20 protein-coding genes are annotated in these 21,819 nt (G+C 70.5%); 8 read left to right on the forward strand and 12 right to left on the reverse strand.

Translation table 11 applies throughout. The features are described 5' to 3' along the window. Positions 1 to 80: 80 nt before the first annotated feature. Positions 81 to 1,586, forward strand: coding sequence for a nucleobase:cation symporter-2 family protein (locus tag QSJ60_RS14675; protein ID WP_285464105.1), 1,506 nt, complete (start codon positions 81 to 83; stop codon positions 1,584 to 1,586). Between the two features lie 18 nt (positions 1,587 to 1,604). On the opposite strand, the gene QSJ60_RS14680 is transcribed toward QSJ60_RS14675, so the two are convergent. Next, the gene (locus tag QSJ60_RS14680) at positions 1,605 to 3,035 is read right to left on the reverse strand and encodes an NAD(P)H-quinone dehydrogenase (protein WP_189086233.1); all 1,431 of its coding nucleotides are present in this window, start codon (positions 3,033 to 3,035) and stop codon (positions 1,605 to 1,607) included. A gap of 84 nt (positions 3,036 to 3,119) precedes the next feature. Here QSJ60_RS14680 and QSJ60_RS14685 point away from each other — a divergent pair, with 84 nt between their 5' ends. Together QSJ60_RS14685 and QSJ60_RS14690 are read left to right on the forward strand one after the other, a co-directional pair. Next, the gene (locus tag QSJ60_RS14685; RefSeq protein WP_189086232.1) at positions 3,120 to 3,947 is read left to right on the forward strand and encodes a purine-nucleoside phosphorylase; all 828 of its coding nucleotides are present in this window, start codon (positions 3,120 to 3,122) and stop codon (positions 3,945 to 3,947) included. 58 nt (positions 3,948 to 4,005) lie between these two features. Beyond that, positions 4,006 to 5,715 carry a phospho-sugar mutase gene (locus tag QSJ60_RS14690; protein WP_285464109.1) on the forward strand — a complete coding sequence of 570 codons (1,710 nt, stop codon included), beginning with the start codon at positions 4,006 to 4,008 and terminating at the stop codon, positions 5,713 to 5,715. Between the two features lie 46 nt (positions 5,716 to 5,761). Here QSJ60_RS14690 and QSJ60_RS14695 read toward each other — a convergent pair whose 3' ends face one another. From QSJ60_RS14695 to QSJ60_RS14735, 9 genes are all read right to left on the reverse strand, one after another. Beyond that, positions 5,762 to 6,046: a PTS sugar transporter subunit IIB gene (locus QSJ60_RS14695; RefSeq protein ID WP_230765875.1), complete on the reverse strand. Its 285-nt coding sequence runs from the start codon at positions 6,044 to 6,046 to the stop codon at positions 5,762 to 5,764. Further along, positions 6,043 to 6,495, reverse strand: a complete 453-nt coding sequence (locus tag QSJ60_RS14700) for a PTS sugar transporter subunit IIA (protein WP_230765874.1) — start codon at positions 6,493 to 6,495, stop codon at positions 6,043 to 6,045. Before QSJ60_RS14700 ends, QSJ60_RS14695 begins: the two co-directional genes overlap by 4 nt. Positions 6,496 to 6,564: 69 nt before the next feature. Next, positions 6,565 to 7,680, reverse strand: a complete 1,116-nt coding sequence (locus tag QSJ60_RS14705; RefSeq protein WP_189086228.1) for an adenosine deaminase — start codon at positions 7,678 to 7,680, stop codon at positions 6,565 to 6,567. 127 nt (positions 7,681 to 7,807) lie between these two features. Next, the gene (locus tag QSJ60_RS14710; protein ID WP_189086364.1) at positions 7,808 to 9,109 is read right to left on the reverse strand and encodes a thymidine phosphorylase; all 1,302 of its coding nucleotides are present in this window, start codon (positions 9,107 to 9,109) and stop codon (positions 7,808 to 7,810) included. Positions 9,110 to 9,111: 2 nt separating this feature from the next. Continuing rightward, the gene (locus QSJ60_RS14715) at positions 9,112 to 9,558 is read right to left on the reverse strand and encodes a cytidine deaminase (RefSeq protein ID WP_189086227.1); all 447 of its coding nucleotides are present in this window, start codon (positions 9,556 to 9,558) and stop codon (positions 9,112 to 9,114) included. A 127-nt stretch (positions 9,559 to 9,685) separates the two neighbouring features. After that, positions 9,686 to 11,002, reverse strand: a complete 1,317-nt coding sequence (locus tag QSJ60_RS14720; RefSeq protein WP_373292273.1) for an ABC transporter permease — start codon at positions 11,000 to 11,002, stop codon at positions 9,686 to 9,688. Beyond that, a complete protein-coding gene (locus tag QSJ60_RS14725) occupies positions 10,999 to 12,279 on the reverse strand; it encodes an ABC transporter permease (protein ID WP_285464115.1) in 1,281 nt (426 codons plus the stop codon). The genes QSJ60_RS14720 and QSJ60_RS14725 overlap by 4 nt, the downstream gene beginning before the upstream one ends. Further along, positions 12,276 to 13,790 (reverse strand): ABC transporter ATP-binding protein, encoded by a 1,515-nt coding sequence (locus QSJ60_RS14730; protein ID WP_189086226.1) that lies wholly within the window; start codon positions 13,788 to 13,790, stop codon positions 12,276 to 12,278. The genes QSJ60_RS14725 and QSJ60_RS14730 overlap by 4 nt, the downstream gene beginning before the upstream one ends. A gap of 168 nt (positions 13,791 to 13,958) precedes the next feature. Continuing rightward, positions 13,959 to 15,056, reverse strand: coding sequence for a BMP family lipoprotein (locus tag QSJ60_RS14735; RefSeq protein ID WP_230765872.1), 1,098 nt, complete (start codon positions 15,054 to 15,056; stop codon positions 13,959 to 13,961). Between the two features lie 437 nt (positions 15,057 to 15,493). Here QSJ60_RS14735 and QSJ60_RS14740 point away from each other — a divergent pair, with 437 nt between their 5' ends. Then, positions 15,494 to 15,793, forward strand: coding sequence for a GIY-YIG nuclease family protein (locus QSJ60_RS14740; protein ID WP_285464118.1), 300 nt, complete (start codon positions 15,494 to 15,496; stop codon positions 15,791 to 15,793). Positions 15,794 to 15,962: 169 nt separating this feature from the next. On the opposite strand, the gene QSJ60_RS14745 is transcribed toward QSJ60_RS14740, so the two are convergent. After that, positions 15,963 to 17,021, reverse strand: coding sequence for a BMP family lipoprotein (locus QSJ60_RS14745; protein WP_285464119.1), 1,059 nt, complete (start codon positions 17,019 to 17,021; stop codon positions 15,963 to 15,965). Between the two features lie 57 nt (positions 17,022 to 17,078). Next, positions 17,079 to 18,194: a mannose-1-phosphate guanylyltransferase gene (locus QSJ60_RS14750; RefSeq protein WP_285464121.1), complete on the reverse strand. Its 1,116-nt coding sequence runs from the start codon at positions 18,192 to 18,194 to the stop codon at positions 17,079 to 17,081. A 161-nt stretch (positions 18,195 to 18,355) separates the two neighbouring features. Between QSJ60_RS14750 and sdhC the strand changes: the two genes are divergently transcribed. Genes sdhC through QSJ60_RS14770 form a run of 4 tightly spaced genes read left to right on the forward strand, consistent with a single transcriptional unit; the run spans position 18,356 to position 21,809 of the window. Then, complete coding sequence (gene sdhC, locus QSJ60_RS14755) at positions 18,356 to 18,778, forward strand: succinate dehydrogenase, cytochrome b556 subunit (protein WP_189086221.1); 423 nt, start codon at positions 18,356 to 18,358, stop codon at positions 18,776 to 18,778. Positions 18,779 to 18,789: 11 nt separating this feature from the next. After that, complete coding sequence (locus QSJ60_RS14760) at positions 18,790 to 19,233, forward strand: succinate dehydrogenase hydrophobic membrane anchor subunit (RefSeq protein ID WP_189086220.1); 444 nt, start codon at positions 18,790 to 18,792, stop codon at positions 19,231 to 19,233. A 7-nt stretch (positions 19,234 to 19,240) separates the two neighbouring features. Next, positions 19,241 to 21,046, forward strand: coding sequence for a succinate dehydrogenase flavoprotein subunit (gene sdhA / locus QSJ60_RS14765; RefSeq protein WP_285464125.1), 1,806 nt, complete (start codon positions 19,241 to 19,243; stop codon positions 21,044 to 21,046). Position 21,047: 1 nt separating this feature from the next. Beyond that, positions 21,048 to 21,809: a succinate dehydrogenase iron-sulfur subunit gene (locus QSJ60_RS14770; RefSeq protein WP_230765863.1), complete on the forward strand. Its 762-nt coding sequence runs from the start codon at positions 21,048 to 21,050 to the stop codon at positions 21,807 to 21,809. Positions 21,810 to 21,819 lie beyond the last annotated feature (10 nt).

Here is a 21,819-nt window from a genome sequence, read left to right on the forward strand (position 1 = left end):
CCGCCTCGGTCCGTTCCCCACACGGCCCCGGTGAAGACACATGCGACATCGCATCAACGGCAACCGACAGCAGAGGAACCATGGGACGCACACGATCGGCCGCGACGGCCACCCCCACGAGGCCCGAAGACACGAAGCTCGGTCTCGGCCCGACCTTCGCCTACGGGCTCCAGCACGTGCTCACGATGTACGGCGGCATCATCGCCCCGCCGCTCGTCATCGGCCAGGCCGCCGGCCTCAGCCAGCTGGAGATCGGCGTGCTCATCGCGAGCGCGCTCTTCATCGGCGGCCTCGCCACCATCCTGCAGACCATCGGCATCCCGTTCTTCGGCTCGCAGCTGCCGCTCGTGCAGGGCGTCTCGTTCGCCGGCGTCGCGACGATGCTCGCGATCCTCTCCGGCGGCGGCGGACTGCCGGCGGTGTTCGGCGCCATCCTCGCGTCGGCGGTCATCGGCATCCTCATCGCGCCGTTCTTCGCGATGATCGTGAAGTTCTTCCCGCCCGTCGTGACGGGCGTCGTGATCACCTCGATCGGCCTGACACTGATCCCGGTGGCGGGGACCTGGGCGATGGGCGGTGCCGGCGCGCCGGACTTCGGCGACCCGGCGAACCTCGGCCTCGCCGGCGTGGCGCTGCTCATCATGGTGCTGCTGACGAAGTTCGGCACCCCGGCACTCGCCCGCCTCGCCATCCTGCTCTCCCTCGTGCTCGCGACCGTCGTCGCCGCGTTCTTCGGCCGCGTCGACTTCGCCGGCGCCCTCGAGGGACCGATCTTCGCCGTGCCGATGCCGTTCCAGTTCGGCCTGCCGACCTTCGAGCCCGCGGCGATCATCTCCATGCTCATCGTCGTGCTCGTCACCTTCACGGAGACGACGGCCGACATCCTCGCGGTCGGCGAGGTCGTCGGCACGAAGGTCGACTCCAAGCGGATCGCGGCCGGCCTGCGCGCCGACATGCTCTCGAGCGCGGTCTCGCCGATCTTCAACTCGTTCACGCAGAGCGCGTTCGCGCAGAACGTCGGACTCGTCGCCATCACCAAGGTGAAGAGCCGCTACGTCGTCGCCGCGGGCGGCGTCGTGCTCGTGCTGCTCGGCGTGCTGCCCGTGCTCGGCCGGATCGTCGCGGCGATCCCGACGCCCGTGCTCGGCGGCGTCGGCGTGGCCCTGTTCGGCACGGTCGCGGCGAGCGGCATCGCGACGCTCTCGAAGGTCGACTACAGGAACAACCTGAACCTCATCATCGTCGCGATCTCGCTCGCCTTCGGCATGCTGCCCGTCGTGCTACCGGCGATCTACGACGCATTCCCGACCTGGTTCCAGATCATCTTCCACTCCGGGATCAGCTCGGCGACGATCATGGCCGTGCTGCTCAACGTGCTGTTCAACCACGTCGTGCGGCGATCGAACTCGCGCGGGGATCGCTCGACCTTCGTCGCGGCGCCGACGCGACTGGTGCCCGAGGAGGCGCTCACCGCGCTCGAGGAGGGCGACTACTACGTCGGCGGCAAGCTCATCGACAAGGACGGCGCCGAGGTGAGGATCGTGCCCACCGGCTCGATCCCCGCCGTCGACCCCGAGCGCCCCTAGCCCCGGAGCGCGCCCGCGTCAGCGCACGACGTGCATGGCGCGGGCCGCGTCGGTGAGCGAGCCCGAGAGCGAGGGGTACACCGGGAAGGCTTCGGCGAACTGGTCGACCGTGAGGCGGTGCTCCACGGCGAGCGCGAGCGGGAAGATCAGCTCGGACGCCTTCGGGGCGACGATCACGCCGCCGATGATCGCGCCGGAGCCGGCCGAGGCGAAGAGCTTCACGAAACCGTCGCGGATGCCCATCATCTTCGCCCGCGGGTTCGAGGCGAGCGGCAGCTTGTACACGGTGCCGGGCACGACGCCCTCCTCGATCTCCTTCTGCGTCCAGCCGACGGTCGCGATCTCGGGCTGGGTGAAGATGTTCGACGTGATGTTGCGGTTCTCGGGCGGGTTCACGACGTCGCCCATCGCGTGGAACACGGCCGTGCGGCCCTGCATCGAGGCGACCGAGGCGAGCGGGAGGAACGTCGTGCAGTCGCCGGCGGCGTAGATGTTCGGCATCGAGGTGCGGGCGACCCGGTTCACCCGGATGTGCCCGGACTCGGTGAGCTGCACGCCGGCCTCCTCGAGGCCGATGCCCTGCGTGTTCGGCACCGAGCCGACGGCCATCAGGCAGTGCGAGCCGCGCACCTCGCGCCCGTCGGTGAGCGTCGCGACGACCGAATCGCCGTCGCGCACCACGGACTCGGCGCGGGACTTGTTCATGACCTTCATGCCGTTGCGGGTGAAGACCTTCTCGATCACGGCGGCGGCGTCGGCGTCCTCGCCGGGCAGCACCTGGTCGCGGCTCGAGATGAGCGTCACCTTGGCGCCGAGCGCGCGGTACGCCGAGGCGAACTCCGCGCCCGTGACGCCGGAGCCGACGACGATGAGGTGCTCGGGGATCTGCTGCAGGTGGTAGAGCTGCGTCCAGGTGAGGATGCGCTCGCCGTCCGGCACGGCGGTGGGCAGCACGCGCGGCGTGGCGCCGACCGAGATGACGAGGGTGTCCGCCTCGATGCGGTCGAAGTCGGTGCCGCCCTTCGAGGTCGACACGATGACGGCGTTGGCCCCGTCGAGCCGACCCTCGCCCTGCACGAGGTGCACGCCCGCCTCGATGAGGTTCGAGCGCATGTCCTCCGACTGCTGGGCGGCGAGGCCGAGCAGGCGCTTGTTCACGGCGGCGAGGTTGATGGCGACCTTGGGCTTCACGGCCTTCTCGGACTCGCCCTTCGCGTAGAACTGCACGCCGAGGTCGGCGGCCTCCTTCACGGCGTTCGAGGCCTCGGCCGTCGCGATGAGCGACTTCGAGGGGACCACGTCGGTGAGCACGGCCGAGCCGCCCACGCCGGCCCGTTCGATGAGCGTGACTTCGGCGCCGAGCTGCGCCGCGGCGAGCGCCGCCTCGTACCCGCCGGGACCGCCGCCGAGGACAGCGATTCTCTGGGTGCGCTCGAATTCATAGGCCATGCTCAATATTCTGGCGCAGGCCGCGAAAGGGCAGCAAACGAGCAGGCGGATGCCACGGCCCTCCGTGCTGATTAGCATGGTGGGATGACCGAGCAGAACCCCCTCGACGATCCCGCCGCCGACCCCTTCGTGGTGGCCCAGCAGGCGGCCGACCGCATCGCCGAGCTCACCGGGGTCGCCCGGCACGACCTGGCCCTCACCCTCGGCTCCGGCTGGGGCAAGGCCGCCGAGATCATCGGCGAGACGACGCACACCATCCCGGCGACCGAGGTGCCCGGCTTCTCGAAGCCCGCGCTCGAGGGCCACGTCGGCACGCTGCGCTCGGTGCTGCTGCCGAACGGCAAGCGGGCCCTCGTGATCGGCGCGCGCACCCACTACTACGAGAACCACGGCGTGCGCCGGGTCGTGCACTCGGTGCGCACCGCCGCCGCGACCGGTGCGAAGACGATGATCCTCACGAACGGCGCCGGCGGCATCAAGTCGCACTGGAAGCCGGGCACTCCCGTGCTGATCAGCGACCACATCAACCTGACCGCCGACTCGCCGCTCGAGGGCGCGACGTTCATCGACCTCACCGACCTGTACTCGACGCGCCTGCGCGAGCTCGCCCGCTCGATCTCGCCCGAGCTCGACGAGGGCGTCTACTGCCAGTTCCGCGGCCCACACTACGAGACGCCGGCCGAGGTGCAGATGGCGAAGACCATCGGCGGCCACATCGTCGGCATGTCGACCGCGCTCGAGGCCATCGCCGCGCGCCAGTCCGGCATGGAGGTGCTCGGCATGAGCCTCATCACCAACCTCGCCGCCGGCATCCAGACCACCCCGCTCAGCCACGAGGAGGTCATCGAGGCGGGCCGCGAGGCCGAGCCCGTGATCTCCAAGCTCCTCGCGGACATCGTCGCCGCGATCTGAGCCCAGCGCCGCCCTGTTGGCGGCTCCGGCGTTTCGCCGACCCCGAAAGGACCATCGGATGCCCGAGCAGCACCCCACCGACGACGCCCGCGTCGCCCTCGCCGAGGCGTGGCTGGCCCAGGACCCCGACCCCGAGACGCGGGAGGAGCTCAGCGGCATCCTCGACGCCGTCCGCGCCGGCGACGGAGCGGCGGCGGCCGAGCTCGCCGACCGCTTCGACACCCGGCTCGCGTTCGGCACGGCGGGGCTCCGCGGCGAGATCGCCGCCGGGCCGAACCGGATGAACCGGGTGCTCGTGTCGCAAGCGGCGGCCGGGCTCGCGGCGTACCTGCTCGAGCAGGCCGCGCCCGGCGAGACCCCCTCGGTCGTGATCGGCTACGACGGCCGCAAGAACTCGGCGGTGTTCGCGCGCGACTCGGCGGAGATCATGTCGGGCGCCGGCGTGCGTGCCGTGCTGCTGCCGCGGCTTCTGCCGACCCCGGTGACGGCGTTCGCGGTGCGGCACCTGGGGCTCAGCGCCGGGGTCATGGTGACCGCGAGCCACAACCCGCCGAACGACAACGGCTACAAGGTGTACCTCGGCGGCGAGCACGGCGGATCGCAGATCGTCTCGCCCGCCGACGCCGAGATCGCCGCGCACATCCTGCGCGTCGCCGAGTCCGCTCTGGTGCCCGAGCTGCCACGCGGGGATTACGAGACCGCCGACGAGTCGGTCGTCGACGCCTACGTCGCGGCGACGGCGCAGGCGGCCGGAGGCGCCCCCGCGGCGCAGCCCGAGGTCGCGTACACGGCGATGCACGGCGTGGGCTGGGAGACGACCGCCAAGGTGCTCGCGGCCGCCGGGTTCGACCGCCCGACGCTCGTCGCCGCGCAGATCGAGCCCGACCCGGCGTTCCCGACCGTGGCCTTCCCGAACCCGGAGGAGCCGGGCGCCATGGACCTCGCGTTCGCCACGGCGCGCGAAGCCGGTGCGGAGCTCATCATCGCGAACGACCCCGACGCCGACCGGCTCGCCATCGCGATCCCCGACGAGACCGCTGCCGAGGGCTATCGCCGGCTCACCGGCAACGAGGTGGGCCTGTTGCTCGGCTGGCAGGCGGCCGAGCGCGCCGTCGCCGCGGCGACAGGCGACGGCGGACCCGAGGGCACGCTCGCCTGCTCGATCGTCTCCTCCCCCGGTCTCGAGACGGTGGCACGCCACCACGGCCTGGAGTTCCGGGCCACGCTCACGGGGTTCAAGTGGATCTCCCGCGCCCCGCACCTCGTGTTCGGCTTCGAGGAGGCCCTCGGCTACCTCGTGAACCCCGGCACGGTGCGCGACAAGGACGGCATCTCCGCCGCAGTCGCCTTCCTCGGCCTCGCCGCGGACCTGAAGGCCGCCGGCCGCACGGTCGCCGACCACCTCGACGACTTCGTCGCGCGCTTCGGCTGCTTCGCCTCCGCGCAGGTCTCGATCCGCGTCACCGACCTCGCCCGCATCGGGGAGGTCATGGCCCGGCTCCGCGCGAACCCGCCGGCGGAGGTCGGCGGCATCCGCGTCGAGCGCATCGAGGACCTCGCCGAAGGCGGCGAGCTGCCGCCCTCGGACGTGCTGCGCATCGTCCTCGCCGGCGGCGGCCGCGTGATGGTCCGCCCGAGCGGCACCGAGCCGAAGCTGAAGGTCTACATCGACGCCGTCTCCGACGAGGGCACCGTCGCCGAGCGCCGCGCTGCGGCGACGGCCGCGGCGGCCGCGCTCGAGGCGGGCATGCGCAAACTCGTCGCCTGAGCGATCGGTCGCTCGGGCGCCGGCCCGCTCGAATGCTCGCTCCGGCTCAGCCGAGCGAGCGCTCGAGCAGCACGGCGAGCTCGTCGAGGTCCAGGAAGTTCCGCACCTCGACGATCTCGGCGTAGTTGCGCCCGATCGCCCGGCGCACCGCCGACGCGAGCTCGGTGGACGTCAGGATGACCTGCGCGTCGCTGGCCGCTCGGGCGACCCCGTCGAGGTCGCTCGCGCTCACCTCGGCGTCGATGCCGAGCCGCTCGAGGACGCGCTCGGCGTTGACCTTGAGGATCGCCGAGGTGCCGATCCCGGCGCCGCAGACCGCCACGATCCTCATCGCCCGGCCGCCAGCCCGAGGATCGTGCGCACCTCGGCGGCGTTCCCCGCCGCGGCGAGCCGATCGATCGCCTCTGGGTCGTTGAAGGCGTTCGCGAGGGCGGCGACGCTCGCGACGTGCTCCTCGGCGTTCGCCACGGCGAGGCCGACCACCACGCGCACCGGGTCGTTGTGCGGATGCCCGAACGCGACCGGCTCGGCGAGGGTGACGACGGAGAGCCCCTCGTGCAGCACGTCGGGACCCGGCCGGGCGTGCGCGAGCGCGAGACCGGGGGCGATCACGACGTACGCGCCGAACTCGTCGATGACCGAGATCATCCGCTCGGCATACTCGATGCGCACCGCACCGGCGCGGGTGAGCGCCCGGCCGGCCTCGCGCACGGCGGCGCGCCAGTCGGCGGCGTGCGCGCCGAGAGCGACGGCTTCGTCGGGGAGCGGCGGAAGGGTCACTGGCGGTTCCGTTTCACAGCCCGGCGTTCGTGGCGCGGCGGGCGGGTTGCGACGGGACGTCGCGGCCGGTCAGGCCTCGTCGAACCCGTCTTCGATCAGCTCGGCGAGCTCTTCGCGATCGTCGAGCGGGAGGAAGGCGGCGGCCGCCGCGTTCAGCTGGAACGCCTCGAGGTCGTCGAGGTCGTAGCCGAAGGCGTCGGACAGCAGGGCGAGCTCGCGCGTGAGCGAGGTGCCCGACTGCAGCCGGTTGTCGGTGTTCACGGTGACCCGGAAGCCGAGCTGGTACAGCAGGTCGAAGGGGTGGTCGACGAGCTCGTCGCCCCAGGCCGCGATGGCGCCGGTCTGCAGGTTCGAGGACGGGCTCGTCTCGAGCGCGATCTCGCGGTCGCGCACCCACTGGGCGAGCTGGCCGAGCGAGACGTAGGTGTTCTCGTCGTCCTGGCGCTCGATCACCAGGTCTTCCGCGAGGCGCACGCCGTGCCCGAGGCGGAGCGCCCGGCCGTCGACGAGGGCGCTGCGGATGGAGTCCAGGCCGTCGGCCTCGCCCGCGTGCACCGTCACCGGCAGGAACTGCCCGGCGAGGTAGTCGAAGGCGGTGCGGTGCCGGCTCGGCAGGAAGCCCGCCTCGGCGCCCGCGATGTCGAAGCCGACGACACCGCGGTCGCGGTGGCGCACCGCGAGCTCGGCGATCTCGAGGCCGCGGTCGGCGTGGCGCATGGCGGTGACGAGCTGGCCGATGCGGATGCCCCGGCCCTGGTGCCTGGCGTCGTCGATGCCCTGCTCGATGCCCTCCTGCACGGCCTCGACCGCCTCGTCGAGGCTGAGGCCCCGGGTGAGGTGCTGCTCGGGGGCCCAGCGCAGTTCGCCGTAGATGACGCCGTCGGCCGCGAGGTCCTGCACGGACTCGCGAGCGACGCGGGTGAGCCCCTCGCGGGTCTGCATGACCGCGGTGGTGAGCTCGAAGGTCTTCAGGTACTCGACGAGCGAGCCGGAGTTCGACTGGGTGGAGAACCACTCGGCGAGACCGGCCTCGTCGGTGGCGGGCACGTCGAGGTCGATCTCCTCGGCGAGCTCGATGAGGCTCTGCGGGCGCAGGCCTCCGTCGAGATGATCGTGCAGGCTGACCTTGGGCAGGCTCCGCAGCTCGATGCCGTCGCCCTCGAGGCGGTACTCAGTCGTGTCCACGAGTCAACGATAGCCGGTCGCGACTCGGGAGCATCTGCCGAATGCGGCGAACGCCGCGTCGCGGCATCCCCGGAGTTGTGGGGATGCCGCGACGCGGCGTTCCTGAGCCGTGCGGGGCCGCGCGCTCTCAGCGGCCGATCCGGTCGGCGATCAGCGGGCCGCCGTCCTGGACGGGCTCCCCCGCGTCGCCGATGCGCCACGCGCCCTCGACGGCCTCGAGCGCCCGCCCGAAGCGCTCCGGCTCGTCGGCCGAGAGCGTGAACAGCGGCTGACCGGCGCGCACCTCGTCGCCCGGCTTCGCGTGCAGCTCGATGCCCGCGGCGTGCTGCACCGGGTCCTGCTTGCGGGCGCGACCCGCTCCGAGCCGCCACGCGGCGATGCCGAACGGCAGCGCGTGCTGCTCCACGAGGACGCCGTCGCGGTCGGCCGTGACGACGTGGTGCTCGCGGGCGACGGGCAGCTCGGCATCCGGGTCGCCGCCCTGCGCCGCGATCGCGCGACGCCAGGTGTCCATGGCCCGGCCGTCGTCGAGGGCGCCCTCGACGTCCTCGCCGTCGCGCCCGGCGAGGGCGAGCATCTCCCGGGCGAGCGCGATCGTGAGCTCGCGCACGTCGGCGGGGCCGCCGCCGGCGAGCACCTCGACCGACTCGCGCACCTCGTTCGCGTTGCCGATCGTGCGACCGAGCGGCACGTTCATGTTCGTGAGCAGGGCGCTCGTCGCGACGCCCGCGTCCTCGCCCAGCTCGACCATGGTGCGGGCGAGCTCGCGGGAGCGCTCGATGTCCTGCAGGAACGCGCCGGAGCCGAACTTCACGTCGAGCACGAGCGCGCTCGTGCCCTCCGCGATCTTCTTCGACATGATCGAGGAGGCGATGAGCGGGATCGCCTCGACGGTGCCGGTGATGTCGCGCAGCGCGTACAGCTTCTTGTCGGCGGGGGCGAGCCCGGCGCCCGCCGCGCAGATCACGCCGCCCACGTCGCGGAGCTGCGCGAACATCTCGTCGTTCGTGATCTCCGCGCGCCACCCCGGGATCGACTCGAGCTTGTCGAGGGTGCCGCCGGTGTGCCCGAGGCCGCGGCCCGAGAGCTGCGGCACGGCGACCCCGAAGGTCGCGACGAGGGGCATGAGCGGCAGGGTGATCTTGTCGCCGACGCCGCCGGTGGAGTGCTTGTCGCTCGTGGGCTTGCCGAGCCCCGAGAAGTCCATCCGCTCCCCCGAGGCGATCATCGCCATCGTGAGGTCGCGGATCTCGCGACGGCTCATGCCGTTCAGGAAGATCGCCATCGTCATCGCCGACATCTGCTCGTCGGCGACGTAGCCGCGGGTGTACGCCTCGACCAGCCAGTCGATCTCGGCGGTCGTGAGCTCGCGCCGGTCGCGCTTCGCCCGGATCAGGTCGACGGCGTCGAAGGCCTCGACTGCGGCCATGGTCATGCTCCCTTGCTCGGGCCGGCGGACTCCTCCGCCTGGCCGCGGTAGACGGCGAGGGTGCGCGGGCCGAACGCGTCGGGCAGCACCTCGTCGATGGTCTTGAATCCGGAGACGGTGTCGAGCACCATCCCCTCCGCCGAGTGCTCGAAGAGCAGCTGGCGGCAGCGCCCGCACGGCATCAGCGTCTCGCCGTGTCCGTCGACGCACGCGAAGGCGACGAGCTTGCCGCCACCCGACATGACAAGGGCGGAGACGAGCGAGCACTCCGCGCAGAGCGTCACGCCGTAGGAGGCGTTCTCCACATTGCAGCCGGAGACGACGCGGCCGTCATCGACGATCGCGGCGGCGCCGACCGGGTACTGCGAGTACGGCACGTAGGCCTTCGCCATCGCGTCGCGGGCGCGCTCCCGGAGGAGCTCCCAGTCGATCTCGTCGGTTCGGGTCATGGTGCTCCCCTTTCCGGGCAGTGCTTGGCGGGTGGAACGGCCGGGTGGATGACGCGACGCTCGGCGGCCGGATGGAACGCCGGAGGCCCCGGGCGGGCTGGCCGCACGAGGCCTCCGGATGCGTCGCTCAGGACTTTATGTAGGGTTTGCCCGCCGCGGCCGGCCCGCGGACCTTCCCGACGAGGCCGGCGACGGCGATGATCGTGACGAGGTACGGCAGCATCAGCATGAACTCGCTCGGCACCGGCGAGCCGATTACCGAGAGCGTGTTCTGCAGGTTCGACGCGAAGCCGAACAGCAGCGCCGCGAGCGTGGCCCGGATCGGGTCCCAGCCACCGAAGATCACCGCAGCGAGGGCGATGAAGCCCGCACCCGCCGTCATCTCCTTGTTGAACGCGATGCCCGAACCGATCGTGAAGAACGTGCCGCCGAGGCCGGCGATGGTGCCCGCGAGGGCGACGTTCCAGAACCGGGTGCGGTTCACGTTGATGCCCACGGTGTCGGCGGCCTGCGGGTGCTCACCGACCGCGCGGAGGCGGAGGCCCCAGCGAGTCTTGAACAGCCCGATGAAGACGACGATCACCGCGATGTACATCAGGTAGACGATGAGCGTCTGGCGGAACAGCACCGGCCCGATGATCGGGATCTCGCTCAGGAGCGGGATCGGCAGGCGCGGGAACCGCGGCGGCGAGTTCAGCACGGCGGCGTTCGGGGCGAGCACCTGCGAGAAGAAGAAGCTCGTGAGGCCCGTGACGAGCACGTTCAGCACCACACCGACGATGACCTGGTCGACGAAGTACTTGATCGCGAAAGCGGCGAGCACCATGCCGACGAGCGCGCCGGCGACCATCGCGCCGATGACGCCCGCGAGCAGGGCGAGGCCGACCGACCCGGTCGAGCTCATCACCACGGAGGCGGTGACCGCCGAGGTGAAGGCGCCGGCGAGCAGCTGCCCCTCGATGCCGATGTTGATGACGCCGACCCGCTCGCCGATGACACCGGTCAGCGCACCGAAGATCAGCGGCACCGCGAGGCTCAGCGAACCGTAGAGCAGGTTGATCATCGGCAGCATCGCCCCGGCGCCGGCCCAGGTGAGGAAGCCGAACAGGAACACGATCGCGAAGACGACGATGAGCCAGAGCGGCACCCGGCGCTTCTGCGTGACGAGCCAGACGGAGAACGCCGTCGCGAGCAGGAGCAGGACGACCACGACCCAGAGCGCCGGCATCGCCGGCACCGAGATGTTCGCGATGATGATCGCGTCCTTGTCGGAGGCGTTCAGGCGGTATGTCGTGTCGCCCTCGCGCGGGGCGAAGACGGCCAGCGCCAGCGCCGCCAGGGTGAAGACGGCGAAGGCGATGGGGGCCTTCCAGCTCGTGACCACCGTGGTGGCGAGCGCGTCGGGCTGCGGGGACACCTGGTGGTGTTCGGTCACGGTGGTCACTTCGCCGTCACCTCCTTCGTGACGATCGGCCTGGGTCGCTTCGGACCTCGGCTCGGGTCGGGCAGGCGGAAGATCGTGCGCACGAGCGGCGGAGCCGCGATGAACAGCACGATGAGGGACTGGACGACGAGCACGATGTCGACCGGCACGCCCTCGGCGGCCTGCATCGAGTACCCGCCGGCCTTGAAGGCGCCGAAGAGCAGGCCCGCGGCGAAGATGCCCCACGGGGTGGAGCGGCCGAGGAGGGCCACGGTGATCGCGTCGAAGCCGACGCCCGCGTCGATGCCGGCGGTGAAGCCGGTGGTCACGGTGCCGAGCACCTGGTTGACGCCGGCGAGGCCGAGCAGCGCACCCGAGATGAGCATCGCGTAGACGTAGATCGACGGCACGTTGATGCCGGCGACGCGCGCGGCGTTCGGGTTCTCGCCGACCGCGCGGAAGCGGAAGCCGAGGCTCGAGCGGCTGAGGATCCACCAGACGAGCACCGTCGCGGCGACGACGATCACGAAGCCGAGGTGCAGGTTGTAGCCGTACTCCTTCAGGTTCCAGAAGATCGCCGTGTCCTTCATCGGCGGCGTCTTCGGGTTCGACGAGCCCGGCGCCTGCAGCAGCCCGGGCGTGCGCAGCAGCCACGACACCAGGTAGAAGGCGACGAAGTTCAGCATGATCGTCACGATGACCTCGTGCGCGCCCGTCTTCGCCTTCAGGAGGCCGGCGATGCCGCCCCAGAGGGCGCCGCCGAGCAGGCCGCCGACGAGGGCGACGAGCATGTGCAGGCCCCACGGCAGCTCGAAGCCGAAGGCGAGCCATCCGGCCACCGACGCGGCGATCAGCATCTGGCCGCGGCCGCCGATGTTGAACATGCCGACGCGGAAGGCGAGGCCGACGCCGAGGCCACCGGCGATGAGCGGCGTCGCGAAGGTCAGCGTCTCCGTCAGCGGCTTGATGCCGGCGGCGAAGCTGTCGCGGCGGAAGTTGTAGATCGAGCCCTGGAAGAGCGCCGAGTAGGCGCCAGACACCGACTGCCAGATCGCGACGAAGGTGTCGCCCGGTCGGGCGAAGAAGTAGCCCGCCGCCTTCTGCACGTCCTCGTCGGTGAACGCGATCATGATCGCGCCGACGACGAGGGCGAGCAGCACCGACAGCACCGAGATGAGCGCGTTGCCGGTGGTGATCTTCTGGAAGGTCTGGTGCCAGCGCGAGGGCTCCGGCGCCTGCGCGGGAACCGTCGTGGTGTCCCTCGGCGTCGTGCTGGTCTTGGGCTGGGGCTCGCTCACGCTGCGGCTCCTTCGGGCTGTTCGCCGGCCATCATGAGGCCGAGCACGTCACGGGGGGTGGTGCCGGGCACGATGCCGACCACACGACCGCGGTACATCACCATGATGCGGTCGGCGAGCGCGACGACCTCGTCGAGCTCGGTCGACACGACGACGACGGGGACCCCGCTGTCGCGCGTCTCGACGATCCGCTTGTGGATGAACTCGATCGAGCCGACGTCCACGCCGCGGGTCGGCTGGGCGGCGACCAGCAGCGAGAGCTCGCGGCTGAGCTCGCGCGCGAGCACGACCTTCTGCGCGTTGCCGCCCGAGAGCTGGCGCACCTGCTCGTCGATGCCCTGGGTGCGGACGTCGAACTCCTTGACCTTCTCGCGCGCGAACTCGGCGAGCGTCCCGCGCTGGATGCTGCCGGCCTTCACGAAGGGAGCGCCCGAGGAGCGGTCGAGCATGAGGTTCTCGGCGATCGTGAACGCGCCGACGAGCCCGTCCTCGTTGCGGTCCTCGGGGACGAAGCCGACGCCCTCGTCGAGGATGCGCTGCACGCTCGCGGTCGTGAGCTCCTCGCCGTTCAGGCGGATCGAGCCGCGGACCCGGGGCTGCAATCCGACGAGCGCCTCAGTGAGCTCGGTCTGGCCATTGCCCTGCACGCCCGCGATCGCGAGGATCTCGCCCTTGCGCACCTCGAAGCTGACATCGTTCACGACGAGCTGACCGATGTGGTCGACGACGGTGAGGCCCTCGACGACGAGCGCCTCGTCGCCGAGCTGCGGCGGGTTCTTGTGCACCGTCAGCTCGACGGCGCGGCCGACCATGAGCGAGGCCAGCTCGGTGTTCGACGCGGTCGGGGATGCCTCGCCGACGACCTTGCCGAGGCGGATGACCGTGATGCGGTCGGCGACCTCGCGCACCTCGCGGAGCTTGTGGGTGATGAAGACGATGGAGGTGCCCGCATCGCGGAGCTGACGCATGATCTGCATCAGCTCGTCGGTCTCCTGCGGGGTGAGCACGGCGGTCGGCTCGTCGAACACGAGCACCCGGGCGTCGCGCGAGAGCGCCTTGATGATCTCGACCCGCTGCTGCACGCCGACGGGGAGCTCGTCGACGAGGGCGTCCGGGTCGACGTCGAAGCCGAAGCGCTGGCTGATCTCGCGCACCTTCGCGCGGGCCGCGTTCAGGTCGAGGAACACCCCGCCCTTGGTCGCCTCGTTGCCGAGCATGACGTTCTCGGCGACGGTGAAGACGGGGATGAGCATGAAGTGCTGGTGCACCATGCCGATGCCGGCGGCCATGGCGTCGCCGGGGCCCGAGAAGTGCTGGACGACGTCGTCGAGCAGGATCTCGCCCTCGTCCGCCTGGTACAGGCCGTAGAGCACATTCATCAGCGTCGACTTGCCTGCACCGTTCTCACCGAGCAGGCAATGGATCTCGCCGGCCTCCACGGTGAGGTCGATGTGGTCGTTCGCGACCAGGCTGCCGAACCGCTTCGTGATTCCGCGAAGTTCGAGCTTCATGTCCTTGATCCTAGTGAGCGCGCAGCATCTGCTGCAGATGCTGCGCCGATGTTGGGGCGGGGCGATTCGCCCCGCTCAGATGTTGCGGCGCGTGCACCGTCGCGCGCACCACGGGAAGCAGATCGGGGAGGCCGGCGTACCGACCTCCCCGATCATGGCTGGCGTGTCTTAGCCCGCCAGGTAGGACTCGACCTTGACGTCGCCCGAGATGATCTTCGCCTTCAGATCGTCGAGCTCGCCCTGGAGCGACGGCGAGACCTTGGACTCGAAGTCGTGGAACGGAGCCATGCCGACGCCGTCGTTCTCCAGCGTGCCCACGTACGGGGTCGCGTCGAAGTCGCCCTTGCCGGCCGCGAGGACCGAGTCGTACGTCGCGACGTCGATGCCCTTGAGGATCGAGGTCAGGATGAGGTCGGCGACCGAGGGGTCAGTCTGGGTGAGGTCGGCGTCGACGCCCACCATCGCGATGTCACGACCGGAGTCGCGGACCGCGGCGGCACCCGACTGGTAGATCGGGCCGCCAACGGGCAGCAGCACGTCGATGTTCTGGTCGATCAGGGCCTGCGCGGTCTGGCGAGCGGTGTCGTTCGCCTCGAAGCCGCCGGTGAAGGAGCCGTCCTGCGCGGCGCGGTCCCAGCCGACGACCTTGACGGCCTTGCCCTTCTCCTGAGTGTAGTAGTCGACGCCCTGCGCGAAGCCGTCCATGAAGATCGAGACGGTCGGGAAGTTCATGCCGCCGTAGGTGCCGACGACGTTCGTCTTCGTGTAGTCGGCCGAGGCGTAGCCGGCGAGGAACGCGGCCTGCGCGGTGTCGAAGAGGATCGGCTTGATGTTCTCGGCGTCGGTCTTGCCGTCGAAGTCGTTGTCGGCCGCGTCGTCGATGATGACGTACTCGACGTCCGGGTTCGCGGTGGCGGACTCGACGGTCGCGGCGGAGAGCGCGAAGCCGACCGTGACGATCAGGTCGCAGCCCTGGTCGACGAGGCTGGTGAGGTTCGGCGCGTACTCGGTCTCGTCCTTCGACTCGACCGTCTTGACCTCGACGCCGAGCTCGTCGGCGGCCTTGCTGATGCCCTCGAAACCGAGCTGGTTGAAGGACTTGTCGTCGAAGCCGCCGGCGTCCGAGACCATGCAGGGGAGGAAGTCGCTCGCCTCGCCGCTGCCCGAGCCGCCCTCTTCGGGGGCCGAGGCGCAGCCGGCGAGCAGCGCGGCGCTGCTGAGCAGCGCGAGGCCGCCGATGGCGGCCTTCTTGGTCGTGACCTTCACAGTGTCCTCCAAAGACGTGAGAGGCCCCCGCCTTCTCGCAGGGGGCTGATCGTCGTTACGTTACCGAATGTTGCGCCGGATGCCTCGGGCGCGAAGAGCCGCAGCGTCAATGGTTATCAAGACGCGACATTCTGCTCATATGAGCACGGCCGCTGGCTCCCTGAGCCCGTCGAAGGGAGCACTGGCCCCCTGAGCTCGCCGAAGGGACGGGCTGGTCCCCTGAGCCCGTCGAAGGGAGAGGTTGGTTCCCTGAGCTCGTCGAAGGGAGCACTGGCCCCCTGAACTCGTCGAAGGGTTGGTTCCCCGATCCCCTCCAGGCGTCTGGTCCCCTGAGCTCGTCGAAGGGTCCCGTCCTCCACAGCGCCCTCGCGCACTCGCCCATCCCCGGGCCATCCCGCCGCCCGGCGCAGGCCGCGCTCGTCGGGCACGATCAGCCCATGCCATGGATGTACATCGTGCGCTGCACCGGCGGCGCCTTCTACACAGGCTCGACCAACGGCGACGTCGAGTTCCGCGTCGCCGAGCACAACGCCGGCCTCGGGGCGAACTTCACTCGCCGCCATCGTCCGGTCACGCTCGTCTACTGCGAGGAGTGGCCGACCGTCGCGCAGGCCTACGAGCGCGAGAAGCAGGTGCAGGGATGGGGGCGTGCGAAGAAGCTCGCGCTGATCGAGGGGCGCGGTTCGGAGCTGCCGGGGCTGGCACGCGGAAGGAACGGACGGACAACTCGCGGGTGACCATCCCCGAGAGGCTCCGACGCACTCGGGGATCTCTCCTTCGACCGGCTCAGGGGACCAGCCCGTCCCTTCGACAAGCTCAGGGAACCAACCCCTTCGACAGGCTCAGGGAACCAACCCCTTCGACGAGCTCAGGGAACCAACCCTTCGACGGGCTCAGGGACCAGGGTCAGGGGGCGCTCGGGGAGGTGATCTCGAGCTCGCCGGAGATGATCTGCTGACGCAGTCCGTCGATCTCGGCGTCCAGCTCCGCGCTGACGAGCGGCGCGAGCTCGTGGTAGGGCGCGATCTCGACGCCGCCGTTCTCGAGCGTGCCCACGTACGGCTCGTTCGTGAACGCGTCGTCGAGCACCTCGCCGACGATCTGCACCATCGCGTCCTGCGTGTTCTTCAGCACGCTCGTGAGGATGACGGGGCGGTACTGGGCGGCGAGCGTCTCGTAGCCGTCGCTGTCCACCCAGATCACCGACACCCCGCCGCGCTCGACGGCGGCCGAGGCGGCGCCCTCGCCGACCTGGCCCGCGACCGGGAGGATCACGTCGGCGCCCTGGTCGATGAACCCCTCGGTGAGCGCCTTGCCCTTGTTGATGTCCTCGAAGTCGCCGGTGAACGCGCCGTCCTGCGCGGCCTTGTCCCAGCCGAGCAGGCGCACCGTCGCGCCGTGCACCTCGTTGTACTTCGCGACGCCGTCGGCGAAGCCGTCCATGAACAGCGTCACGGGCGGCTGGTTGCCGCCGCCGAAGGTCGCGACGACCCCGGTCTTCGAGACGCCGGCCGCGAGGTAGCCGGCGAGGAACGCCGCCTGGGCGGTGTCGAAGACGACGGGCTTGATGTTCTCGCCCTCGACGGTCTCGTCGACGATCGCGAAGGCGAGGTCTGGGTTCTTGCCGGCTTGGTCGGTCGTCGCCTCGGCGAGCTCCCAACCCACCGTCACGACGAGCCCGCACCCGCTTTCGACGGCCTGCTGCACGTTCGGGGCGAGGTCGGTCTCGCCGGTCGAGACGATCGCCTCGGCCTCGATGCCGTACTCGGACTCGGCCTGCTGCAGCCCCTCCCAGCTCGACTGGTTGAACGAGCGGTCCTCGAGACCGCCCGAGTTGGTCACCATGCGCACGCAGGCCTCGCTCTGCGTCCCGCCGTCGCCGGCGGGCGCCGGGGCGCACGCCACGAGGACCAGGGATGCCGCGGCCAGCACGGCGCCGAATCCGAACCGAGTGCGTCGGGTCATCCGTCCGCCTCCCCCATCTCTCGCGCCCCGCGGGGCTCCGCTGCCGGCCCGGTCGGGCTAGAGCACGTCGCTCGAGCCGCCGAGCCGCAGGGCGTCGACAACCGCTTTGACCCGCTGGGCGTGCTCGCTCGTGGTGACGAGCAGCGCGTCGGGCGTGTCCACGACGACGATATCGTGCACGCCGATCAGGCTGATCACGCGCTTGGAGCGGCTCACGACGATGCCGCTCGACGCGTCGGCGAGCACCCGCGCGCCCTCGCCGAGGATCGCGAGCTCGCCGGAGCGGCCCGCGGTGTTCAGCTTCGCGAGCGAGGCGAAGTCGCCGACGTCGTCCCACTGGAAGTGCCCGCGCACGACGGCGAGCCGGCCCGCCTCCGCGGCCGGCTCGGCGACGGAGTAGTCGATCGCGATCTTCTCGAGGTTCGGCCAGATGCGGTCGACGGCGGGCCCACGGGTCGCGGGGTCGTCCCAGGCGGCGGCGAGCTCGACGAGCCCGGCGTGCAGCTCGGGCTTGTTGCGCTCGATCTCGGCGAGCAGCTGGTCGGCCCGGGCGATGAACATGCCCGCGTTCCATAGGTGCCGGCCGCCGGCGAGGTAGCGCTTGGCGGTCGCGAGGTCGGGCTTCTCGACGAAGCTCGACACCGCCTCGACGTCCTCGGCGCCGGCCACCTCGAGCCGGTCGCCGCACTCGATGTAGCCGAAGCCGACCGCGGGTTCCGTCGGGGTGATGCCGATCGTCGCGATGTAGCCCGCCTCGGCGGCGGCGACCGCCTGCGAGACGGCGTGCTGGAAGAGCGCGTCGCCCGAGATGACGTGGTCGGCGGCGAAGGAGCCGACGATGACGCCGGGCTCGCGTCGTTCGAGGATCGCCGCGGCGAGGCCGATGGCGGCCGTCGAGTCGCGCGGCTCGCTCTCGAGCACGACGTTCTCGTCGGCGAGCTCGGGCAGCTGCGCCTCGACGGCGGCGCGGTGCGCGCGGCCCGTGACGACCATCACCCGCTGCTCGCCGGACAGCGGCGCGAGGCGGTCCCAGGTGTCCTTCAGCAGGGTCTGCCCGGATCCGGTGAGGTCGTGCAGGAACTTCGGCGCATCGGCGCGCGAGAGCGGCCACAGGCGGGAGCCGATGCCCCCGGCGGGGATCACCGCGTAGAACCGGTCGAGCTTCGCTGGCATCAGCCCAGGATAGCCGGAGCGCACTCCGCCGTGGCGATCGGCTAAGGATGCCCTAACCCGCGCGGCGAGCGGCACGGGTCTAGACTCGGCACAGGGCGCACTGCGCCTCGACGCGCCCGCTCGTCACGGGCCGATCGTCACACAGCCAGGGAGGGTTGTTCATGCCAGAGTCCTCGGCAGGAACCCTGACCGCACCCGAAAAGCCGGCGAAGCAGAAGCCGGGCGGCACGCTGTATCGCGGCCGCGAGGGAATGTGGTCTTGGGTGCTGCACCGCATCACGGGTGTCGCCATTTTCTTCTTCCTGCTGGTGCACATCCTCGACACCGCGCTCGTCCGGGTCTCCCCCGAGGCGTACAACGCGGTGATCGGCACGTACCAGACCCCGATCATGGGCCTCGGCGAGGTCGCCCTCGTCGGCGCGATCGTGTTCCACGCCCTGAACGGCCTGCGCATCATCCTGGTCGACTTCTGGACCTGGGCCACGCGCCACCAGAAGGTGCTGTTCTGGATCGTCATCGCCCTCTGGGTCGTGACGATGCTCGCCTTCACCCCGCGCCACCTGATCAACGTCTTCAGCCACTGAGGAGTGCGAGCGTGACCACCATCGAAGCACCCCGCACCCCGGTCCGCCCCGCGCCCAAGCGCGGCGTGAACCTGGAGAAGTGGGGCTGGATCTACATGCGCGTCTCGGGCGTCGTGCTCATCGTGCTGATCTTCACCCACCTGTTCGTCAACCTCATGCTGGGCGACGGCGTCAAGGCCATCGACTTCGGCTTCGTCGGCGGCAAGTGGGCCGACCCGTTCTGGCAGTGGTGGGATGTCGCGATGCTCTGGCTCGCCCTCATCCACGGCGCGAACGGCATGCGCACCATCGTGAACGACTACACCAAGCCGGGCACGGCGCAGAAGCTCATGAAGCTCGCGCTGTTCCTCGCCGCCGCCGTGCTCATCGTGCTCGGCACCCTCGTGGTCTTCACCTTCGACCCGTGCCCCGCCGGCGCCCCGGCGGACCTCCTCCCCTCGTTCTGCGCCGCCTAGGAGACACGTGACCAGCGAGACCCACGCCGAGACCCAGGTCGTCGACGGCGTTCATTACCACCAGTACGACATCGTCATCGTCGGCGCCGGCGGCGCCGGCATGCGGGCGGCCATCGAGGCCGGCCCCGGCGCGAAGACGGCCGTCATCTCGAAGCTCTACCCCACGCGTTCTCACACGGGCGCGGCGCAGGGCGGCATGGCCGCGGCGCTCGCGAACGTCGAGGAGGACTCCTGGGAGTGGCACACCTTCGACACCGTCAAGGGCGGCGACTACCTCGTCGACCAGGACGCGGCCGAGATCCTCGCCAAGGAGGCGATCGACGCCGTCATCGACCTCGAGAACATGGGCCTGCCGTTCAACCGCACGCCCGACGGCAAGATCGACCAGCGCCGCTTCGGCGGGCACACCCGCGATCACGGCAAGGCCCCGGTGCGCCGGGCCTGCTACGCCGCCGACCGCACGGGCCACATGATCCTGCAGACGCTGTTCCAGAACTGCGTCAAGCTCGGCATCGAGTTCTACAACGAGTACTACGCGCTCGACGTCGTGATGACCGAGGTCGACGGGGTCCCCCAGCCGTCCGGCGTCGTCGCGTACGAACTCGCGACCGGCGAGCTGCACGTCTTCCAGGCGAAGGCGATCATCTTCGCGACCGGCGGCTTCGGCAAGATCTTCAAGACCACCTCGAACGCCCACACCCTCACGGGCGACGGCGTCGGCATCATCTGGCGCAAGGGCCTGCCGCTCGAGGACATGGAGTTCTTCCAGTTCCACCCGACCGGCCTCGCGGGCCTCGGCATCCTCCTCACCGAGGGCGCCCGAGGCGAGGGCGCGATCCTCCGCAACGCCTCCGGCGAGCGGTTCATGGAGCGCTACGCCCCGACCATCAAGGACCTCGCGCCCCGCGACATCGTCGCGCGCTGCATGGTGCAGGAGGTCGCGGAGGGCCGCGGCGCGGGCCCGCACAAGGACTACGTGCTGCTCGATTGCACGCACCTGGGCGCCGAGGTGCTCGAGACGAAGCTCCCCGACATCACGGAGTTCGCCCGCACCTACCTCGGCGTCGACCCGGTCTACGAGCCGGTCCCCGTGATGCCGACCGCGCACTACGCGATGGGCGGCATCCCGACGAACACCGACGCCGAGGTGCTGCGCGACAACACCACCGTCGTGCCCGGTCTCTACGCCGCCGGCGAGTGCGCCTGCGTATCGGTGCACGGCTCGAACCGCCTCGGCACCAACTCGCTGCTCGACATCAACGTCTTCGGCAAGCGCGCCGGCCGCAACGCGGTCGAGTACGTGAAGACGGTCGACTTCACCCCGCTCCCCGCGGACCCGGCCGCCGGCGTCCGCGAGCTCCTCACGGGTCTGCGCGACTCGACGGGCACCGAGCGCATCGCGGCCATCCGCAAGGAGCTGCAGGACGAGATGGACCGCAACGCGCAGGTGTTCCGCACCGAGGAGTCGCTGACCCACGCCGCGGGCGTCGTCGCCGAGCTCCGCGAGCGGTACAAGCACGTCGCCGTGCAGGACAAGGGCAAGCGCTTCAACACCGACCTGCTCGAGGCCGTGGAGCTGGGCTTCCTGCTCGACCTCGCCGAAGTCGTCGTGACGAGCGCCCGCAACCGCAAGGAGAGCCGCGGCGGTCACATGCGCGACGACTACCCGAAGCGCGACGACGAGAACTTCATGCAGCACACGATGGCCTATCTGTCGGGCGACGCGCACTCGTCCGACGCGAGCGACCACATCCGGCTCGATTGGAAGCCGGTCGTCGTCACTCGCTACCAGCCGATGGAGAGGAAGTACTGAGGTGAGCACCGCTACGCTCGAGCACCCGCCGGCCGAGGCCGACGCCATCCAGTCGTTCACGGTGACCTTCCTGATCCGTCGATTCGACCCCGACGTGGACACCGAGCCGCGCTGGCAGGACTTCGACGTCGAGATGTACGCCACCGACCGCGTGCTCGACGCCCTGCACAAGATCAAGTGGGAGCAGGACGGCTCGCTGACGTTCCGCCGCTCGTGCGCCCACGGCATCTGCGGCTCCGACGCCATGCGCATCAACGGCCGCAACCGCCTCGCCTGCAAGACGCTGATCAAGGACCTCGACATCTCGAAGCCGATCTACGTCGAGGCGATCAAGGGCCTCCCCCTCGAGAAGGACCTGATCGTCGACATGGAGCCGTTCTTCGCGAGCTACCGCGAGGTGCAGCCGTTCCTGCAGGCGAACACCGCCCCGGAGCCCGGCAAGGAGCGCGTGCAGTCGGTCGCCCAGCGGGCGATCTTCGACGACACCACGAAGTGCATCCTCTGCGCCGCGTGCACGTCGAGCTGCCCCGTGTTCTGGACCGACGGCCAGTACTTCGGCCCGGCCGCGATCGTGAACGCGCACCGCTTCATCTTCGACTCGCGCGACGACGAGGCGAAGGTGCGCCTCGACATCCTGAACGACAAGGAGGGCGTGTGGCGCTGCCGCACGACCTTCAACTGCACCGAGGCGTGCCCCCGCGGCATCGAGGTGACGAAGGCGATCGCCGAGGTCAAGCAGGCGATCATGCGCGGCCGCCCCTAGCGGCTCCAGC

The organism is Agromyces sp. NBRC 114283, assembly GCF_030268405.1.
GTDB lineage: Bacteria > Actinomycetota > Actinomycetes > Actinomycetales > Microbacteriaceae > Agromyces > Agromyces mediolanus.